General features: G+C 73.5%; 11 protein-coding genes and 1 tRNA gene. 10 read left to right on the top strand and 2 right to left on the bottom strand.

The annotated features are described in order from the left end of the window. Positions 1–1949, bottom strand: a 1949-nt coding sequence (locus ACFFHU_RS12985; protein WP_377338524.1) for a tetratricopeptide repeat protein, incomplete at its 3' end; no start/stop codon positions are given. A 140-nt stretch (positions 1950–2089) separates the two neighbouring features. On the opposite strand from ACFFHU_RS12985, the gene ACFFHU_RS12980 reads away from it, so the two are divergent. From ACFFHU_RS12980 to ACFFHU_RS12965, 4 genes are all read left to right on the top strand, one after another. After that, a complete protein-coding gene (locus tag ACFFHU_RS12980; protein ID WP_377338522.1) occupies positions 2090–2263 on the top strand; it encodes a hypothetical protein in 174 nt (57 codons plus the stop codon). A gap of 589 nt (positions 2264–2852) precedes the next feature. Beyond that, positions 2853–3575, top strand: coding sequence for a hypothetical protein (locus tag ACFFHU_RS12975; RefSeq protein WP_377338520.1), 723 nt, complete (start codon positions 2853–2855; stop codon positions 3573–3575). Continuing rightward, positions 3568–4503 (top strand): TRM11 family SAM-dependent methyltransferase, encoded by a 936-nt coding sequence (locus tag ACFFHU_RS12970; RefSeq protein ID WP_377338518.1) that lies wholly within the window; start codon positions 3568–3570, stop codon positions 4501–4503. Before ACFFHU_RS12975 ends, ACFFHU_RS12970 begins: the two co-directional genes overlap by 8 nt. A gap of 276 nt (positions 4504–4779) precedes the next feature. Continuing rightward, on the top strand, positions 4780–6522 hold the full coding sequence (locus ACFFHU_RS12965) for a recombinase family protein (protein WP_377338516.1): 1743 nt from the start codon (positions 4780–4782) through the stop codon (positions 6520–6522). On the opposite strand, the gene ACFFHU_RS12960 is transcribed toward ACFFHU_RS12965, so the two are convergent. Continuing rightward, a tRNA-Leu gene (locus ACFFHU_RS12960) sits at positions 6504–6587 on the bottom strand. The two genes, ACFFHU_RS12965 and ACFFHU_RS12960, sit on opposite strands and share 19 nt — an antisense overlap. Before the next feature lie 168 nt (positions 6588–6755). Between ACFFHU_RS12960 and ACFFHU_RS12955 the strand changes: the two genes are divergently transcribed. The 6 genes from ACFFHU_RS12955 to ACFFHU_RS12930 all read left to right on the top strand — a co-directional run bounded on the left by ACFFHU_RS12955 (position 6756) and on the right by ACFFHU_RS12930 (position 17012). Then, a complete protein-coding gene (locus ACFFHU_RS12955; protein WP_377338514.1) occupies positions 6756–7160 on the top strand; it encodes a RidA family protein in 405 nt (134 codons plus the stop codon). A 180-nt stretch (positions 7161–7340) separates the two neighbouring features. After that, a complete protein-coding gene (locus ACFFHU_RS12950; protein ID WP_377338512.1) occupies positions 7341–9314 on the top strand; it encodes a fibronectin type III domain-containing protein in 1974 nt (657 codons plus the stop codon). A gap of 287 nt (positions 9315–9601) precedes the next feature. Continuing rightward, positions 9602–12250 carry a fibronectin type III domain-containing protein gene (locus ACFFHU_RS12945; protein ID WP_377338542.1) on the top strand — a complete coding sequence of 883 codons (2649 nt, stop codon included), beginning with the start codon at positions 9602–9604 and terminating at the stop codon, positions 12248–12250. Between the two features lie 34 nt (positions 12251–12284). Then, positions 12285–13283, top strand: a complete 999-nt coding sequence (locus ACFFHU_RS12940) for an AAA family ATPase (protein ID WP_377338510.1) — start codon at positions 12285–12287, stop codon at positions 13281–13283. A 4-nt stretch (positions 13284–13287) separates the two neighbouring features. Beyond that, positions 13288–14568 (top strand): DUF58 domain-containing protein, encoded by a 1281-nt coding sequence (locus ACFFHU_RS12935; protein WP_377338508.1) that lies wholly within the window; start codon positions 13288–13290, stop codon positions 14566–14568. After that, positions 14562–17012, top strand: a complete 2451-nt coding sequence (locus ACFFHU_RS12930; protein WP_377338507.1) for a transglutaminase TgpA family protein — start codon at positions 14562–14564, stop codon at positions 17010–17012. Before ACFFHU_RS12935 ends, ACFFHU_RS12930 begins: the two co-directional genes overlap by 7 nt. Positions 17013–17057 lie beyond the last annotated feature (45 nt).

The raw sequence follows: 17057 nt of genomic DNA, 5'->3' as shown, positions 1-17057 counted from the left end.
TTGTTCAACGACATGGCGAGGTCGGGCAGGTAGGCGTCCGGGTTCACCTCGGCCAACCGGCGGTAGATGCCGGTGGCTTCCTCGGCCGGGGTCAGGGCCTGCTCCCGCCGCCCCAGCCCGGACAGGTGGTTGCCGAGGTTGTTCAACGATGCGGCGAGGTTGGGCAGGTAGGCGTCCGGGTTCACCTCGGCCAACCGGCGGTAGATGCCGGTGGCTTCCTCGGCCGCGGTCAGGGCCTGCTCCCGCCGCCCCAGCTCAGACAGGCGATTGCCGAGGTTGTTCAACGACATGGCGAGGTCGGGCAGGTAGGCGTCCGGGTTCACCTCGGCCAACAGGCGGTAGATACGGACGGCTTCCTCGGCCGGGGCCAGGGCCTGCTGGCGCTGGCCGGTGTTCGCGAGTCGGATGGCAAGGTTGCCGGAGTGCCAGGCGCGTTGTTCGTCGCTGCCCTGCGTGTGGTCGAGCAGGTGCTGAGCCAGGACAGCTGCGGCGGCGTCAAGGTCCAGGGAGCGTTCCGGTAGCAGCGCGTAAATGGCCTCGGCGAGGTCGGGGCTGGTACACCGGGCGACGGAGGCCAAGGCGACCCCGCCGGCGTGTATCGGCAGGGCTGGGTCGGTGGTCAGCAAGATGTGCAGCCAGCCCTGCACGTGCGGATGCCGGCCAGCGGCGGCGGCCAGGAAGATCAGGAGCCGGGCGGCGTGGGCCGGGGGTTTCTGACCGTCGGTACGGGCGGTCAGCCGCCCGAGTGTGTAGGTGAGGGTGTCGTCCGCCGCGCGGTGGGCGGCGAGCAGTGTGGTCGCCGCCCAGGAGTCAGTGTGCCCGCTGGCGATGGCCTGTTCCCCGGTAGGGCTTGCGGGCAGGCTCAACGCGATGAAGTCTTCAGCGAGGCGGTCGGGGTACATCGGTTCCAGCACGGTGCCGGTAGCCGGTGGCGGGTAGCAGCGGTCGTGGGCGTCGAGCAGTTTCTGCCCGGCCGTCTCGTCGGCCAGCCCGCTACGGGCCAGCAACCGCAACCCATCGTCACGGAACTGGGCCCCGGCCAGGCATGCCAGCAACACCGTGCGCGCCGCTGCGGTCACGGTGTCCGGGTCGCTGCCGTGCAGTCGCGCCCAGTAGGCGCGTTCGCGGTCCAGCAGGTAGCGGGTGACGTCACCGGCCGATCTCGGCGGGGCGGTCTGCCGGGTGTAGGCGTTGACGGTGGCCAGCGCCGCCATGTGGATACCGAGGACGGTCCCGTACACCCGATCGTCACCCACGTCTCCGCCGGGCGGCTGCCACCGGTCCGGCCAGCCACGCTCGGGCCTGTCGGGTTGGTAGATCTCGGTGAACCGCAGGCAGGCCGACTCGAACAGATCCCGCCGCCCCCGGCCGTCGTCCGCCAGCGGCGGCAGTCGCCGTGGCTCGCCGTCACCACCGCAGGCGTATCCGAGCCGGGGCAGTTCGGCACTGACCGTGGGCCACCAGGCGACCGAGCGGGCCAGCAGCAGGACCCGCACCTTCGGCGCCCGGGTTCGGCAGTCGGCCAGTAACCGCAGCAGATCGTGTACCGGCCACCGTTCCGCGTAGTCGACAAGCAGCAGCAGTGGCCGACGCGCGGCCGGCAGCCACCGCCACGGCGTTCCCAGCGGCTTCGCATCCGCGTCCGCCGGCGCCGCATCGAGGTGCCCAGCCACCGCGACCCGCCATCCCGCGGCGATGCTCCGCCGGCCCATCTGCTGGGCCAGACGAGTCTTACCCTGCCCGCCCGGGGCATGCCACACCCATACGCCGCGCCCGACCGGATCGTCCTGCCATTCCCCCAGCGCGGCCAACTCGCTCGCACGACCGGTGAAACCGATCGCCTGCCGTCGCGCGGTCAGCAACACGCTCGGCTGCCGCCGCGACCGAATCAACTCATCCAACCCAGCCACCGGCGGGTCCACGAACTCATCCACAGTGAACCGAGGCACCCCCGACTCGTTGATAATGAGATCCCGGGCGGCCACGTACGCATTCCCGCCGGCATCCACTACCTGACGAAGCCCACCGGCCGCATCATCCCCCACCGGCCTGCCCGACACGGTCACCGCAGATCCCCACCGTCCTCGGCATGCAGATCCCCACCGGCGACACTCGCATTCTGATCTGCCTGAACATCCTGCCTAACCCAGGCAGCACTCGCCCGCCCTTGCCCGCCCCGACGGCGGCCGATTGTCAGGTCCCCGCCGGCCACCGTCGCGTCACCGCCGGCATGGACCCTCTGGTCCACTACACCACCCCCTGAGGTCCCCGACGAACCCGGCGACACCAACGCACGCCGAGCCAGGACCACCCCGTACACCGCAAGCGGCACACCACTCACCGCCACCACCGCGCCTACCACGCTGGCCACCTGATCAGCCCGACTCAACTGATCCGCAGTCAACCGGGTCGCCAACACCCACACCCCAGCAACCACCGCCAACAAACCCGCAAGCAACCACCCCAGCCAGATGATCCCGCCACCACGCGCCATACCCACCATCATGGACCGAACGATTCACCAGCCACACTGACAACATCCCGACTCCACACAACCGCGCCGGGGCGGCCTGCCCCCTGAACAGCTCGCCATGCGGGGTGCACCGCGCGCTCCGGGAGAGCCTTATCTGCACACCAACCACTCGCATCAATAAATGCAGAAGGTCCATATACTCTGAACGGCGAGCTTCTCGACAGCCCTGGGACTGCTATTCAAACCTTCGATGATCTTGTTCAACCCCTCGGCGTGGGGCAGGGTGCCGAGGCCGGCGCGTGGCGGGGCTTCCAATCCGAGGTCCGGATTTGTAATCCCCTAGTGTCAGCGCTCGTCGGCGGACGTGGCCCACACGCCCATGCCGAAGCCCAGCTTCACCGCCTCCGGTGACCGGCCTCAGCCGGCACCGGTCGGCCTGCTCCTCGCTCGCACCCGCGTCGCGCGCACGCCTCGAACGGGGGTGCCGGACTGGCACGGGTTGTCCCCGAGCCACCTCGCCTACCTCATCCGCCGCTACACCCACCTCGGTGACGTGGTGCTCGACCTCGACGCGCACCCCGCCGCCATCGCCGCGAGCGCCTACCTGAACCGGGTACCGGCCCGGCTGTTCACCGGTCGTCACGGCCTGCACGTGCGGCTCCTGCCGCCCACTTCCGAACTCCGAACGCGCCACGCTATGCGCCGTCGCGGCGCAGGCGTCGGCCTGATGCTGGCGACCCTCCCGAATGGCGCGCAGGGCCCCGACCGAGACCACACGGCCACCGCGATGAACATCTGGCGGCGTCTGCTACGCCCCGGCGGCTTCCTGCTTGTCGGACTCACCGCTTCGCAGCCTCAGCCGGGCGAGGTCAGCCATCGTGCCACGGTCATCGCCGCCGCCCGCGCCGCTGGGTTCTTCTACCACCAGCACATCCCCGCCGTCCTCGTCCCGCTGCCCGAGCACGAGCCGCGCACCGCCCCGGAACACCCCGACGAGGCCAACGACGGGCGCCATCCGCTCGCCGGCCGTCATCTCCCGACGTTCCTGGACCTGCTGACGTTCGGCACCACCGCCACCGGTGAGGAGAACGCCCGTGCCTGAGTCCCGTCCGCCGTTCCACACCGCCGGCTTCCACGACTCCGAACCGCCGTACCCCAGCCCGTCCGACCTGGCGGCAATGCTCGCCGAGGGCTACCTCGGTGCGGTCTGGCTCACCGGCCAACACCCATCCCGGGACCTGCGGCGCGGCCGGTACACCCCGGAGTCGTTGACGCACCCCGGCAAGATGCTGCCCACCATCCCCCGGTACGCCATCCGCACCTACACCAACCCTGGTGACGTGGTCCTCGATCCCATGGCCGGCATCGGTACCACTGTCATCGAGGCCATGCACCTCGGCCGCCGCGGCGTCGGCGTCGAGTATGAAGCCGAATGGGTCGCCAAGACCGCCGACAACATCCGCCACGCCATCGCGGCCGGAGCGCCAGGCCGGGGCGAGATCTACCACGGCGACTCGACCGCGCTACCGTCCCTGCTGCCGGCGAGCCTGCACAGGCAGGTCTCCCTGGTGATCACCTCGCCGCCCTACGGGTCGTCCACTCACGGGCATGTCCGCACCCCCGGCCCGAGGCGCGGCAAGGTCCGCAAGATCCACCACAAGTACGGCGGTGGGGACAACCTCGCCTACCGCAGCCACGGGGAACTGGCCGACGGGTTCACCGCAATCCTCGCCGGCTGCCTCCAACTCCTACGTCCCGGAGGGCACGTCGTCGTCACCGCCCGGCCCTACCGCCGCCACGGCGAACTCATGGACATCCCCGGTATGGTCGCCGCCGCCGGCATCAACGCAGGCCTTGAAGTCGTCGAGGAATGCATCGCCCTCATCTGCGGCGTCCGCGACAGAGTGATCATCCCCCGAGCCTCATTCTTTCAGCAGAAAAACGTTCGCGGCGCCATCGCCACCGGCGACCCGCAATGGCTCGTTCAGCATGAAGACGTGGTGATCCTGAGGGCGTCGTCTGATGACTGATCGCCTGCCGGAGCAACCGGCTTCAACCTCCGTGACGAGACCGGCTCCGACCGTCGAGTTTCGTACCGAGCCGGAGCTGACCGACGCCGTGGCCCGTGCGCTGCTGACGTTGCTGCAGCGCTCGTCGGCCAGGAGCCGCCAGAGTCCGGTCGAGTCCATTGACGCTTGATCCCTTCATGCCGGTATGCGTGGATCTGTTTGATGGCGTCCGCCGGCTACCCAATGCCCCGGTGGCCGACGGACGCGCACCCCTCAATTTCCCGGAAGGCATGTTCTGTGACCATCGATGTACCCCGAGTCGAAGAAGCTGCCGCTGCCCTGCTCGCCGACCAGGGATTTCAGCGGTTCGCGTTCTACGGCCGCGTATCCACCGAGGACCAGCAAGACCCCGTAGCGTCAAGGAACTGGCAGCGCACGCGCGCTACCGGCCTCATAGAATCGGCTGGCGGCATCATCGTCACCGAGTTCTTCGACATCGGCTTGTCCCGCTCCCTGCCATGGAAGCGACGTCCCCACGCCGCCAGACTGCTCGACGTCCTTGCCAACCCGAACCGTGGCTTCGACGCGGTGGTGATCGGCGAGCCTCAGCGCGCCTTCTACGGCAACCAGTACAGCCTGACCATGCCCGTCTTCTCGCACTACGGCGTCGGGCTTTGGGTGCCCGAGGTCGGCGGCGCAATCGACCCCGAGTCCGAAGCCCACGACCTGATCATGAGTGTGTTCGGCGGCATGTCCAAGGGCGAGCGAACCCGCGTGAAGGTCCGTGTCCGCACGGCCATGGCCTCGCAGGCGAAAATCGAAGGCCGGTTCCTCGGCGGGCGCCCGCCCTACGGGTACCGCCTCGCCGACGCCGGACCGCACCCGAACCCGGGCAAGGCCGCCGACGGCCGTCGCCTGCACAAGCTGGAACCCGACCCGATCACCTCCCCGGTCGTGCGGCGAATCTTCGCCATGTACCTTGCCGACAACGGCTACTTCGCCATCGCCGAGGCCCTCACCCGCGACGGCATCCCTTCCCCATCAGCCGCCGACCCCGCCCGCAACCTCCACCGCAACGGCGAAGGCTGGGCCAAGAGCGCCGTCAAGAACATCCTGTCCAATCCCCGCTACACCGGCCGGCAGGTATGGAACAAGCAGCGCAAAGACGAGGTACTCCTTGACGTCAATGACGTCGCCCTCGGCTACGAAACCCGAATGCGCTGGAACGACAAGGACTCCTGGGTGTGGTCCGACACAGTCGCGCATCCACCGCTCGTCACTGTCAACGACTTCGAACTAGTTCAGACGATCATGGCGGCCAGCGGCCGAGGCCGCACCGGCACCCAGCAACGAAGGGCGCGCCGCGACTACGTCCTTCGCGGACTCATGCTCTGCGGCCTGTGCGGACGCAAAATGCAGAGCCACCAGGCGCATGAGGCCGCCTACTACCGGTGCCGGTACCCAAACGAGTACGCCCTCGCCAACCATGTTCAGCACCCCCGCAACGTCTACGTCGCGGAACGAGACATAGTCCCAGCCCTCGACAATTGGCTCCTCAAGGCGTTCGCCCCGCACCGGCTGACCGATACGATCCGCCGGCTCCACGCCGCCCAACCCGAGACCCGACCCGGCACCGTCGTCGCGCCGGAGATCGCCGCTGCGAACAAGATCATCGCCGCGTGCGACGCCAAACTCGTTCAATACCGCGCCATCGCGGACGCCGGAGGAGACCCCGCCATCGTCGCCGCCTGGATGGCCGAGGTCAACGGCCAGCGCGCAGCCACCCTCGCCCAGCGCGACAAAGCAGCACGAGAACCGGCTCCCCGTCGCCTCGCCGAGGACGACATCCGACGCCTCGTCGGCAGCTTCGACGACATCCGCAACACCCTGCGAGACGCCGACAGTAAGGACAAGAGCAGCGTCTACCGCGAGCTACGGCTCGCCCTCGTCTACGACCCCGGTCAAAACAGAATCAGCGTCGAGGCTAGGCCCGACGCTGATTACTGTGGGGTAACTGTACGTGTCCGAGGGGGGACTTGAACCCCCACGCCCTATACGGGCACTAGCACCTCAAGCTAGCGCGTCTGCCATTCCGCCACCCGGACCTGGGTGACGACCCGTCTCGTCCGGCTCCGGACGACTGCGCCGTCCATCTGCCGCCCGGCGGGCCGCTCGGGGCATTACTGTACACGCCGCCCGACGATCATGCACAACGGCCGGGCGGGCCGGAAACCGCAGGCGAAACCGGGCGCTGGCAGGGCACGATGCCGGCCATGACGATCACCCGCAGCAACCCTGACGGCCTGCACGCCACCCCGGGCTACCACCACGTCACGGTGGTGTCCGCCGGACGCACCGCCCATCTGGCGGGCCAGTGCCCGCTCGACCCCGCCGGCGGCCTGGTCGGGCCGGACGACCTGGGGCGGCAGGTCGACCAGGTGGTGGCCAACACCCTGGTCGCGCTCGGCTCGGTGGGCGCCGGCCCCGAGCAGGTCATCCGCACGGTGATCTACGTCGCCTCGGCCGACCGGTCGGACCTGGCCGACGTCTGGCAGCGGCTGACCTCCTCGCCGCTCGCGGCGGCCTTCGGCACGGCCAGCACCCTGGTCGGGGTCACCCAGCTCGGTTACCCGGGACAATTGGTAGAGCTGGACGTGACGGCCGCGCTGCCCGACTGATCATCGCGGCCGGATCCGACCATCAGCCAACCGGGCCCGGCACCGACACCCGGCCCAGATCCCGACCGTCCCCCACGCCGGCCAGAGACGCCGGCCAGACCAGAGACGCCGGCCAGAGCAGAGTGCCCGGGCCCCGGTCCCGGGCTGGCGCGGCCGGCGCGGGCCGGGCAGCATGGCGGGGTGCCACAGCCTCCGAACCTGCCCCGGGTCCAGCGCGACGCGGCCGCCCTGCGGGACGCCGGTGACCTGGTGGGCGCCCGCCGGTTGCTGACCCAGGCCATCGCGGCGGCCCGCCCGGCGTACGGCGCGGACCACCCGGACCTGCTGGCCACGGCGCACCTGCTCGCGCAGCAGCACCGGCAGGCCGACGACCCGGCCGCGGCCCGCCGGGTGCTGGAGGAGGCGCTCGCCGACGGGCAGCGCAGGTGGGGCGACGACCACCCGGTGCTGCTGGCGATCTCCCACGAGCTGGGCGGGGTGGCCGAGGAGCTGGGCAACCGGCACGAGGCCCGCAAGGCGTTCGCCCGGGTGGCCACGCACGGACCCGCCGCGCTGGGGGCCGAGCATCCGGCGGTCCGGGCCGCCCGCGCGTACCTGGGCGACGGCGCCCCGCCACCGGCCGCCCCGGCCGCGTCGACCCAGCCGGCCGCGCCGGCGCAGGCGGCCGCGCCGGCGCAGGCGGCCGCGCCGACGCAGCCGGCCACGTCGGCGCAGGCGGCACCGGGCCAGCGGACTCCACCGCCGACCCTGCTCGGCCAGCCCGTGGCGGGGGCCACTCCCCCGCCGTCCGGGCCGGCCGACCCGCCGGTCGAGGCCACCTACCGGCCGGCGGGCACGGCATACCGCGCCGCGGTGTCCGTTCCGGTTACCCCACCACCGGCCGCGCCGGCACCGAACACCCCGACCACCGGCGGTCCGGCGGGTGGCGGTCCGGCCCTGCCGCGGTCCGTTCCGCCCAGCCTCGGGTACGACCAGCCGCCCGCCGCGGCGCGGCATCAGCCGCCGACCGGCCCGCTGTCGCAGCCCGCCGACCCGCCCGCGTACCGGCCCTCGGGGCCACCGGATCATCCGGCGGCGTCACAGCCGGCCTACCAGCCGCCCTCCGGGCCGCCGGACCACCTGCCGTCGGCGACGGCGGCGGCCTTCCAGCCGTCGGGCCCGCCCGCCTACCAGGCATCCGGCCCGCCAGACCACCCACCGTCGGCCTACCAGCCGTCCAGCCCGTCGGCCTACCAGCCGTCCGGCCCGCCCGCCTACCAGCCGTCGGGGCCGCCCGCCTACCAGCCGTCCGGCCCGCCTGCCTACCCGTCCACCGCCGGACCATCCGGCCGCCAGCCGACCGCGTACCAGCCAACCGCGTACCAGCCAACCACCGGACCGGGCACCCACCAGCCGACCGCGTACGAGGCGACCACCGGGACGACCGCGTACCCGCCGGTCGCCGGGCCGGGCGGATACCAGCCGAACGCGTACCAGCCCACCGCGTACGAGCCGGGCGTGTACCGGCCGGGCGCCGGGCCGGCCGCAAACATGCCGGCGACGCTGCCGAGCCAGCCGGCTGTCGTGCCGGGCCAGCCGGGCGCCATGACGGGCCAGCCGGTTCCGGCATTGGGAGCGCCGGTCGGCTATCCGACGGCGGGGTCGTACCCGCCGGCCCAGTCGCAGCCCGGCGGGAACCAGCCGCCGGCGTACGGATATCAGGAGCCGCCGGCGGCCCGCGGCGGCCGCGGCTGGTCTCCGGCGGTGATCGCGGTGGCCGCGGCCGCTGTGGCGATCGTGGCCGCGGGGGTGGTGACGGTACTGGTGCTGACCGGCGGGTCGCACCAGCCGGTGGTGTCGCCGACGCCGACGGCGAGCCAGGCCGTGGCCGGACCGCCGCCACGGGACCTGCGGCTGCGCGACCAGCGGACGTCCGTCACGATCCGGTGGACCGATCCGAGCGGCGGGACCGTGCCGTTCGTGGTGGCCGGTGGCCGGGCGGGGCAGCCGCTCGGCGCGCTGCGGTCGCTGGACGCGGGCCGCACCAGCTACACGCTGAACGGGCTGAGCGCGGAGGTCGACTACTGCTTCACGGTGCTGGCGGTGTACGGCACCGACTCGTACGCCGCGTCCGGCCAGGTGTGCACCAACCGGTCGGCGGCGTCGCCGCGCTGACCGGGTCGACAACCGTCGCCGTACGCCGGAAATCGCGCGCCGGTTCGGGCACCAACTGAATGCGCGACATGTTGGTCATGGCGGTGACCTGCGGTGTCGTGTTGTGGACAGCCGGTTGTCCACAACCGCCACGGTGGGTGTCCACAGGCGCTACCGTGCGGGTTTCCGCACGGATTGACCCGGCCATATGATGTCAGCCGTTGTGCCCGGAGCGGGGCACCGTCGAGGCGCCGTCCGGCGCGGTCACGAACGGGGTGGGGAGGCGGCCGACTGTGGTCACCACAGACATCGGCACCACGGACAACGGCGGCGGCGCGGGTGAGCCACCGGCCGCGCCGGCACGGCGGCGCCGGATCCCCGGCGGCCTGGTCACCATCGGTACGGTGGCCGCGCTGGTGGCCGGCCTCGGTCTGACGGTCCTCGGGTTGGGTTCGGCCGACAACGCGGTGGCCAGCTACGACGCGAGTTCGTGGCTGTGGAGCACCGCCCGCAGCGAGCTGGCGCGGGTGAACGGGCTGACCGCCAAGGTGGACACCCGGGTGGAGGTGCCGAAGGCGCAGGGGCACACCCTGCAGGTGGTGCAGACCGACCGGCTGCTGGTGCTGCGGGACCTGAACACCGGTCAGGTCAGCTCGCTGGACCTGGCGACCCTGCAGGTGGTCGCGGGCAGCCGCACGACCGCCGGGCTGGGCGTGTCGGTGGCGCTGGACCAGGCCGGCGCGTTCGTGGTGGACGCGGTGCAGGGCGTGGTGCGGCAGTTGGATCCGCGCTCGCTTCAGCCGGTCGGCGAGCCGATCAACTTCCCGCCGGGCATCACGGGCGGCACGTTCGACGGCGCGGGCCGGCTGTGGGTGGGGGTGCCGAGCCAGGGCACGGTCACCGCCGTCACCCCGGCGCGGCTGCCGTCCGCGGCGGCCGACGGGAGCGGCGGCGCCGGTGGCGGCGGCGGACCGAAGCAGGTCAAGACGATCTCGGTGGCGCCGCCGAACCACGACCTGGCGGTTTCCACCCTGGACGACGGGGTGGCGGTGCTGGACCGCACGGTCGGGTCGCTGACCACGGTGCACGGCGACGAGCAGCACACGGTACCGCTGAAGCTCGGCGGCGTGGGCGCGGTGCCGGGGCGCACCAGCGGGGCGACCGTGCCGGTGACGGTGCAGGACAACCGCAACGTGGTGGTGGTCGACAAGGCCGGCGCGGAGCGCCAGTTCTCGGTGCCGGGCACCGGGTCGCAGCTGGAGCCGGCGGTGGCCTGGGCGGGCCTGTTCTACGTGGCCGACCTGGAGAACCGGGTGGTCTGGGCGCTGGACGCCGACGGGCAGGTCGTCGACAAGATCGACTCGCGGGACACCAGCGGACCGCTGGAGCTTGAGGTACGGGAGAACCACCTGTTCATCAACTCGCCCGGCTCGGCCACCGCGCGGGTGGTGGACGACCAGCGGCGGGTGAGCAAGGTGGACAAGTACGCCAACGACATCCTGGGCGGCGACCCGCCGCCGGCCGAGGCGCCGCCACCGCCGCCGCGCAAGCCGCTGGTGAGCAAGCCCGGCGCGCCCCGCGGCGTGACGGCCTCGGCGGGCAACACGCAGGCCCGGGTGAGCTGGCGGCCGGCCGCCGCGAACGGTTCGGCCATCATCAAGTACGTGGTGACGGGCGCGGGTCAGACCGTGGAGGTGGGCGCGAACCAGCGGTCGCTGGACGTCACCGGGTTGACCAACGGGCAGACGTACCGGTTCGCGGTGCACGCGGTGAACGGCAAGGGCGCGGGGCCGGACCGGATGAGCAACCCGGTGGTGCCCACATCCGAGGTGCCGGACCCGCCGGTGAGCGTGACCGCGGAGGCGCGGCCGGACGGCACGGTGCGGGTGACCTGGCCGGAGGCGAACGGGCAGGGCTACGACATCGCGAAGTACGCGGTGACGGCGGTGTCGGTGGGCGCCACGGCGCCGGCCGGCGAGTCGCGCAAGAACGAGCTGGTGGTCCGCCCCGGCGACCTGGAGTACGGCACCCAGTACGCGTTCACGGTGGTGGCGGTGAACTCCAAGGGCGCGGGGTCGAAGCCGTCGCCGGTCAGCAACACGGTGGTGCCGTTCGCGGCGCCCGGCGCGCCGGTCGGGCTGACCGCCCGCACGGTCGCCGGTGAGGCCGGCGCCATCTCCGTGGCCTGGTCGCCCGCGGCCGACAACGGCCGGCCGATCAGCAAGTACGTCGTGGCCGCGGCCGGGCGCTCGGTCGACGCGACCGACACGTCCGCGAAGCTCACCGGGCTGGGCGACGGGCAGAACGTGAGCGTCACGGTGCACGCGGTCAACGAGGCCGGTGACGGCGCGCCGGCCACCGCCACGGCCCGCACCGTGGCCGCGCCCCGGGTGACCGTGACCGGCAGCTCGGCCAGCGCCACCAGCGCCACCGTCACGTTCACGGTGGACGCCGGCGGCGGCCAGGCCACCTGCACGCTCACCCCGAAGGGCAAGGCCGCCGTCTCCGGCGGGTGCTCGAGCATCAAGGCCACCGGGTTGGCGCCGGGCACGGACTACTCGTTCACGGTGACCGCCCGCAACGCCGCCGGCACCGGCACGGCCACCCGCGACCAGCGCACCGACGACGTGCTGGGCACGGCGACCTGCAACAACGGCTCGTCGGGCGCGGAGGCCACCTACTGCAACTCCGACCGGCCGAACGAGCGGAACGGCAACGAGATCTTCAGCGGCACCCAGCAGATCAACAGCGATCAGGTGGGCTGGGCCAAGCCCGGCACCCGGCTGAAGGCGCACTGCCGCCGGTCCGGCCAGGAGGTGTACGCGTACATCTACAACAACCAGAAGCGCAGCACGATTTGGATCAACATCGACTGGGGCAGCGGGACGGCCTACATCCCGTGGGCGTGGCTGAACCTGGACGGCGGGGACGACCCGAACGTCCTGCCCGCCTGCTGACCCGCGGCACCGCACCACGAGGCAAGGAGCACCGATGGTGACCGGCACCGAGCCGCTGACCCCACGCGAGGTGCAGGGCTTCGCCACCGTCGCCACCCGGCTGGCGCACGCCATCGGGACGGTGGTGCTGGGCAAGCCCGAGGTGGTGCGGCTGGCCCTGACCGCGCTGTTCGCCCAGGGACACGTGCTGCTGGAGGACGTGCCGGGGGTCGGCAAGACCACCCTGGCCCGGGCCGTCGCCGCGACCGTGCGCGGGCAGTGGCGGCGCATCCAGTTCACCCCCGACCTGCTGCCGGCCGACGTGTCCGGTGTGACGATCTTCAACCAGGCGTCCCGCAGCTTCGAGTTCCATCCCGGGCCGGTGTTCGCCAACATCGTCATCGCCGACGAGATCAACCGGGCCTCCCCGAAGACCCAGTCGGCGCTGCTGGAGGTGATGGAGGAGCGGACGGTGACCGTGGACGGGGTACGCCATCCGGTGCCGCAGCCGTTCCTCGTGGTGGCCACCCAGAACCCGGTGGAGATGGACGGCACGTACCGGCTGCCGGAGGCGCAGCTGGACCGCTTCCTGATGAAGCTGTCGGTGGGCTACCCCGACGAGGCCGTGGAGGTGGAGGTGCTGCGCGGAGCCGCGGTCCGCTCCCCCGACGCCCTCGAACCGGTCACCGACACGGCCCTGGTCGGCCAGATGGTGCAACTGGCCCGCCGGGTGCACATCGCCGAGCCGCTCTACACGTACGCGGTGCGGCTGGCCGCGGCCACCCGTGGGCACTCGCAGGTCCGGGTCGGGGTCAGCCCCCGCGGCGTCATCGCGCTGACCCGGGCCGCCTGCGCGTACGCGCTCGCCGACGGCCGCGGCTGGATCATGCCCGAGGACCTCAAGCGGCTCACCGAGCCGGTCTTCGCGCACCGCATCCTGCTCACCCCCGACGCGCAGATGCGTGGGGTGACCGCCGCGCAGGTGCTCGCCGAGGCCGTGGCGTCGGTGCCGGTGCCGCTGCCCACCGGGCAACTCGCCTCGACCGCCGGGTAACCCGATGCGGATCACCTCGCGCGGCATCGGCCTGCTCGCCGCGGCGGCCGCGCTGCTGCTGGTCGGGCTGCGGTTCGACTACCCGGAGCTGACCGTGCTCGGCACCACCGCCGGGCTCGCGCTGGCCTGCGGCCTCGGCAACGCCCTGGGCCGCCCCCGGCTGGAGGTCACCCGGCTGGCCGACCCGGACCGGGTCGGTCGGGGCGAGCCGGCCAGCATGACCCTCACCGTGCGCAACCGGGGCCGGCTGCGCACCGCGAGCCTGATCGCCGAGGACCGCTGCGGCGGCCGCGCGGTGCCGGTCCCGCTGCTGCGGCTGCGCCCCGGCCGGGACACCACCGTCGGCTACCCGGTGCCCACCTCCCGCCGCGGCGTGGTGCCGGTCGGCCCGCTGCGGCTGACCGCCCGCGACGCCCTCGGCCTGGTCACCCTGGCCCGCTCCGTTGGCGGCACCACCGAGGTGTGGGTGCATCCGCGGGTCCACCCGCTGGGCGCGGTGCCGGCCGGGGTGAACCGCAGCCTCGACGGCCGGCTGGACCGGGTGCCGCACGGCTCCATCACCTTCGACGCGCTCCGCGAGTACGTCGTGGGCGACGAGCTGCGCCGGGTGCACTGGCGCACCAGCGCCCGGGTGGGCGAGCTGATGGTGCGCGAACACGTCGACACCAGCCTGCCGCGCATCGTGGTGGTGCTGGACGACCGCGCGGCCGCCCACCCGGAGGTGGTCGACGGGGTGGCCGAGTCGTTCGAGTCGGCATGTGAGGCCGCCGCCTCGGTGCTGACCGCGGCGTACCGGGAGGCGCTGCCGGTGACGCTGCTGCTGGTCGCGGGCGCCCTCGCCGACCCGGCAGGCAGCGCCGGCAGCGCCGGGTCCACCGGCAGCGCCAGTCCCGCCGGCAGCACCGCGTCCGCCGGCAGCACCGGGCCCGCCGGCGGCGCGGCCGGGGCAGGGCCGGGAGCCGGCGGCGGGCAGCCGACCGGGTTCCTCGACCACCTCGCCGCGGTCACCCTGCACCCGAGCCGGCCGCGCCGGGACGAGCTGGCCAACGCCACCACCCGGCTGCGCCAGGACCGGCGCGGCGACACCCTGGTCTTCCTCACCGGCCCCGGCGCCGCCGACGACCTCGGCCGGATCGGCGCGCTCCGCGGCGCGTACCCGTCGGTGGTGGTGGGGATCTTCGGCGCCGGCGCGGTCCCACCGGCCGGCGGACCCGGCGTGGTCCTGATCGCCGCCGCCGACGGCGCCGAGTTCGCCGCCGAGTGGGACGGGGTACGCCGGTGGTGAGAACGCTGCGCGGCCTGACCGTGCCGGCCGTGCTGGTGGTGCTGATCGGCCTGTCGGGCGCGGTGCTGGGCCGGGTGTACGCGGGCGGCCTGCTCACCGAGCTGGTGCTCGGCGCCGCCGCCGCGTCGGTGCTGATCTCCGTGGCGGCCCGGCGGCTGCCCTCGTACCTGGTGGCGCCGCTGTCGGTGCTCGGCCTGCTCGGCTATGCCGCCGCGGGGATGTGGCTGGCGGCCCGGCACGCGCACACCGCCGGCTCGCTGCCCACGGTGGCGCTCGACGCGCTGCGCAACGGCATCCCCCGGCTGCTGACCGCGCTGATCCCGGTGGAACCCGCCCCCGACACCGTCATCGTGCCGCTGGTGGTGGCCTGGCTCGCCGGGCTGGCCGGCGCCGAGGTGGCGCTGCGGGCCGGCCGGGTGCTGCTCAGCTACCTGCCGGCGGCGCTGTTCTACGCGGGCGCGCTGTACGTGGTGGGGCCGAACGCCGGGCACGCGGTGTGGCTGACCGTGGCGTTCGCGGCCGCGGCGGCCGCCGGCCTGGCCCTCACCGGACTGGCCCCGCGCGGCGCCGCCGACCCGGCCGCCGACCTGCCCCCGGCGGTACGGGCCGCCCTGCGGCTGCGGTTGCTGGCCACCACGGCCGGCGGGCTGGCCCTGGTGGTGGGGTTGTCCGCCGCGCTGGCCCCGGTGATCGTCGGCCGCGGCGGGGACGACCCGGTGGACCCCCGCCGGTACGTCCAGCCGCCCACCGTGGACAGCCTCGACGAGAGCCCGCTGATCAGGATCTCCGGCTGGGCGCTGCACCCCGACCAGGAGCTGTTCCGGCTCGGCAGCCAGATCCAGGCCCGGCCCGGCGACGCGGGGGCCGGCGCGGCCGGACCGGACGCCGGCGCCAGCCCCGGCCCGGCCGCCGGCGGCGACCCGGACCCCGACTCCGGTGCCGACCCGAGCCCCCGGGCCACCGAGCTGCGGGTACGGCTGGCCGTGCTGAGCGACTACGACGGGGTGACCTGGCGGGTCGGCGGCACCTACCGCAACGCCGGCCGGGTCCTGCCGGCCACCCCGACCGACCCGGACGCCACCGTCGACACGGTCCGGCAGCAGATCACCATCAGCGGGCTCAGCGGTCAGTTGCTGCCGGCGGTGGCCACCCCCGAACAGGTCACCGGCGCCCGCGTCGCGTACGACCCGGCCAGCGGCACCCTGATCCGCCCGGAGGGGCTGCTGCCCGGGGTGCGGTACGAGGTGGTCTCCGCCCGCGAACACCCGGACCCGAACGCGCTGGCCACCGCCGACGTGCCGGCCGGCGACGGGGTGGCCCGGGTGCTGCGGGTGCCCGACGGCACGCCGGAGCAGCTGCAGGCCCTCGCCACCCAGCTGGCCGGCGACAATGGCGCCCCGTACGCCCGGGCGAGCGCGCTGGAGAGCTTCCTGGCCGAGCACTACCGGCTGGTGGCCGACGCGCCGAGCGGGCACGCGTACCCGAACCTGAAGTTCTTCCTGTTCGGACCGCGCAACGGCGGCGGGCAGCGGGGCACGTCCGAGCAGTTCGCGGCCGCGTACGCGGTGCTGGGCCGGATGATGGGCCTGCCCACCCGGGTGGTGGTGGGCTTCTCGTCGCGCACCGGCGCCGGTCCGGTGCGCGCCGGCGACGCGTACGCCTGGCCGGAGGTGTTGTTCGACGGGCTGGGCTGGGTGGCGTTCGACCCGCTGCCCCGGCCGCACACCAAGCCCCGGCCGGTGGAGGAGGACTTCAAGCCCAAGCCGGAGGATCCGCCGACCCCGGATCCCACCCCGCCGAGCAGCGAACCCACGCCGCCGGCCAGCGCCGGGCCGGTGCTGGCCGCGGCCGACCGGGGCGTACCGGGGCCGGTGCTGGCCGGCGGCGGCGCCGGCGCGGCCCTGCTGCTGGCCGCCGCCGTCGTGCTGCTTCTGATTTTCCTGCGCCGGGCGGAACGGCGGCGCCGGCTCACCGAGGGCAGCCCGGCGCAGCGGATCGCCGGCGCCTGGCTGGAGGTGATCGACGCGCTGCGGCTCGCCGGCCGGCCGGCCGGGCCGGACCTGGCGGCCAGCGAGGTGGCCCGGCACGCCCGCGCGGTGGTGACCGCCCCACCGCCGGGCCGGCGCGGTCGGCGCCGGGGCGGCTCGGGCGCGGTCGGGCCTGCGGCGTCCGACCCGGCCGGACCTCCGGCGTCCGACCCGGCCGGACCTCCGGCGTCCGATCCGGCCGGGCCTGCGGCGTCCGACCCGGTCGGGCCGGAGCTGGACCGGCTGGTCGACCTGGTCAACCGCAACGCGTTTGCGCCGGACGGGGCCGACGAGGGCGCGGCGCGGCAGGCAGCCGCCGACGCGACCGCCTACGCCGCGGCGCTGCGGGACCGCCGGTCCTGGTGGCGGCGACTCTGGTGGGCGGCCCATCCGGGACCCTTGCGCTGGCGCCGCTGAGCCACGAGGCGGGTACGGTTAGCCACCGAGGCGATGTCATGGTCG

Origin of the sequence: Plantactinospora siamensis, from assembly GCF_042434095.1 — a bacterium.
GTDB lineage: Bacteria > Actinomycetota > Actinomycetes > Mycobacteriales > Micromonosporaceae > KBS50.
This window is presented reverse-complemented; position numbering and strand designations above follow the sequence as displayed.

Excerpts from the sequence above, each read along its gene's own strand:
- ACFFHU_RS12980 (WP_377338522.1), top strand. The coding sequence starts at position 2,090 with ATGCAGATCCCCACCGGCGACACTCGCATTCTGATCTGCCTGAACATC.
- ACFFHU_RS12975 (WP_377338520.1), top strand. The coding sequence starts at position 2,853 with ATGCCGAAGCCCAGCTTCACCGCCTCCGGTGACCGGCCTCAGCCGGCA.
- ACFFHU_RS12955 (WP_377338514.1), top strand. The coding sequence starts at position 6,756 with ATGACGATCACCCGCAGCAACCCTGACGGCCTGCACGCCACCCCGGGC.
- ACFFHU_RS12940 (WP_377338510.1), top strand. The coding sequence starts at position 12,285 with ATGGTGACCGGCACCGAGCCGCTGACCCCACGCGAGGTGCAGGGCTTC.
- ACFFHU_RS12935 (WP_377338508.1), top strand. The coding sequence starts at position 13,288 with ATGCGGATCACCTCGCGCGGCATCGGCCTGCTCGCCGCGGCGGCCGCG.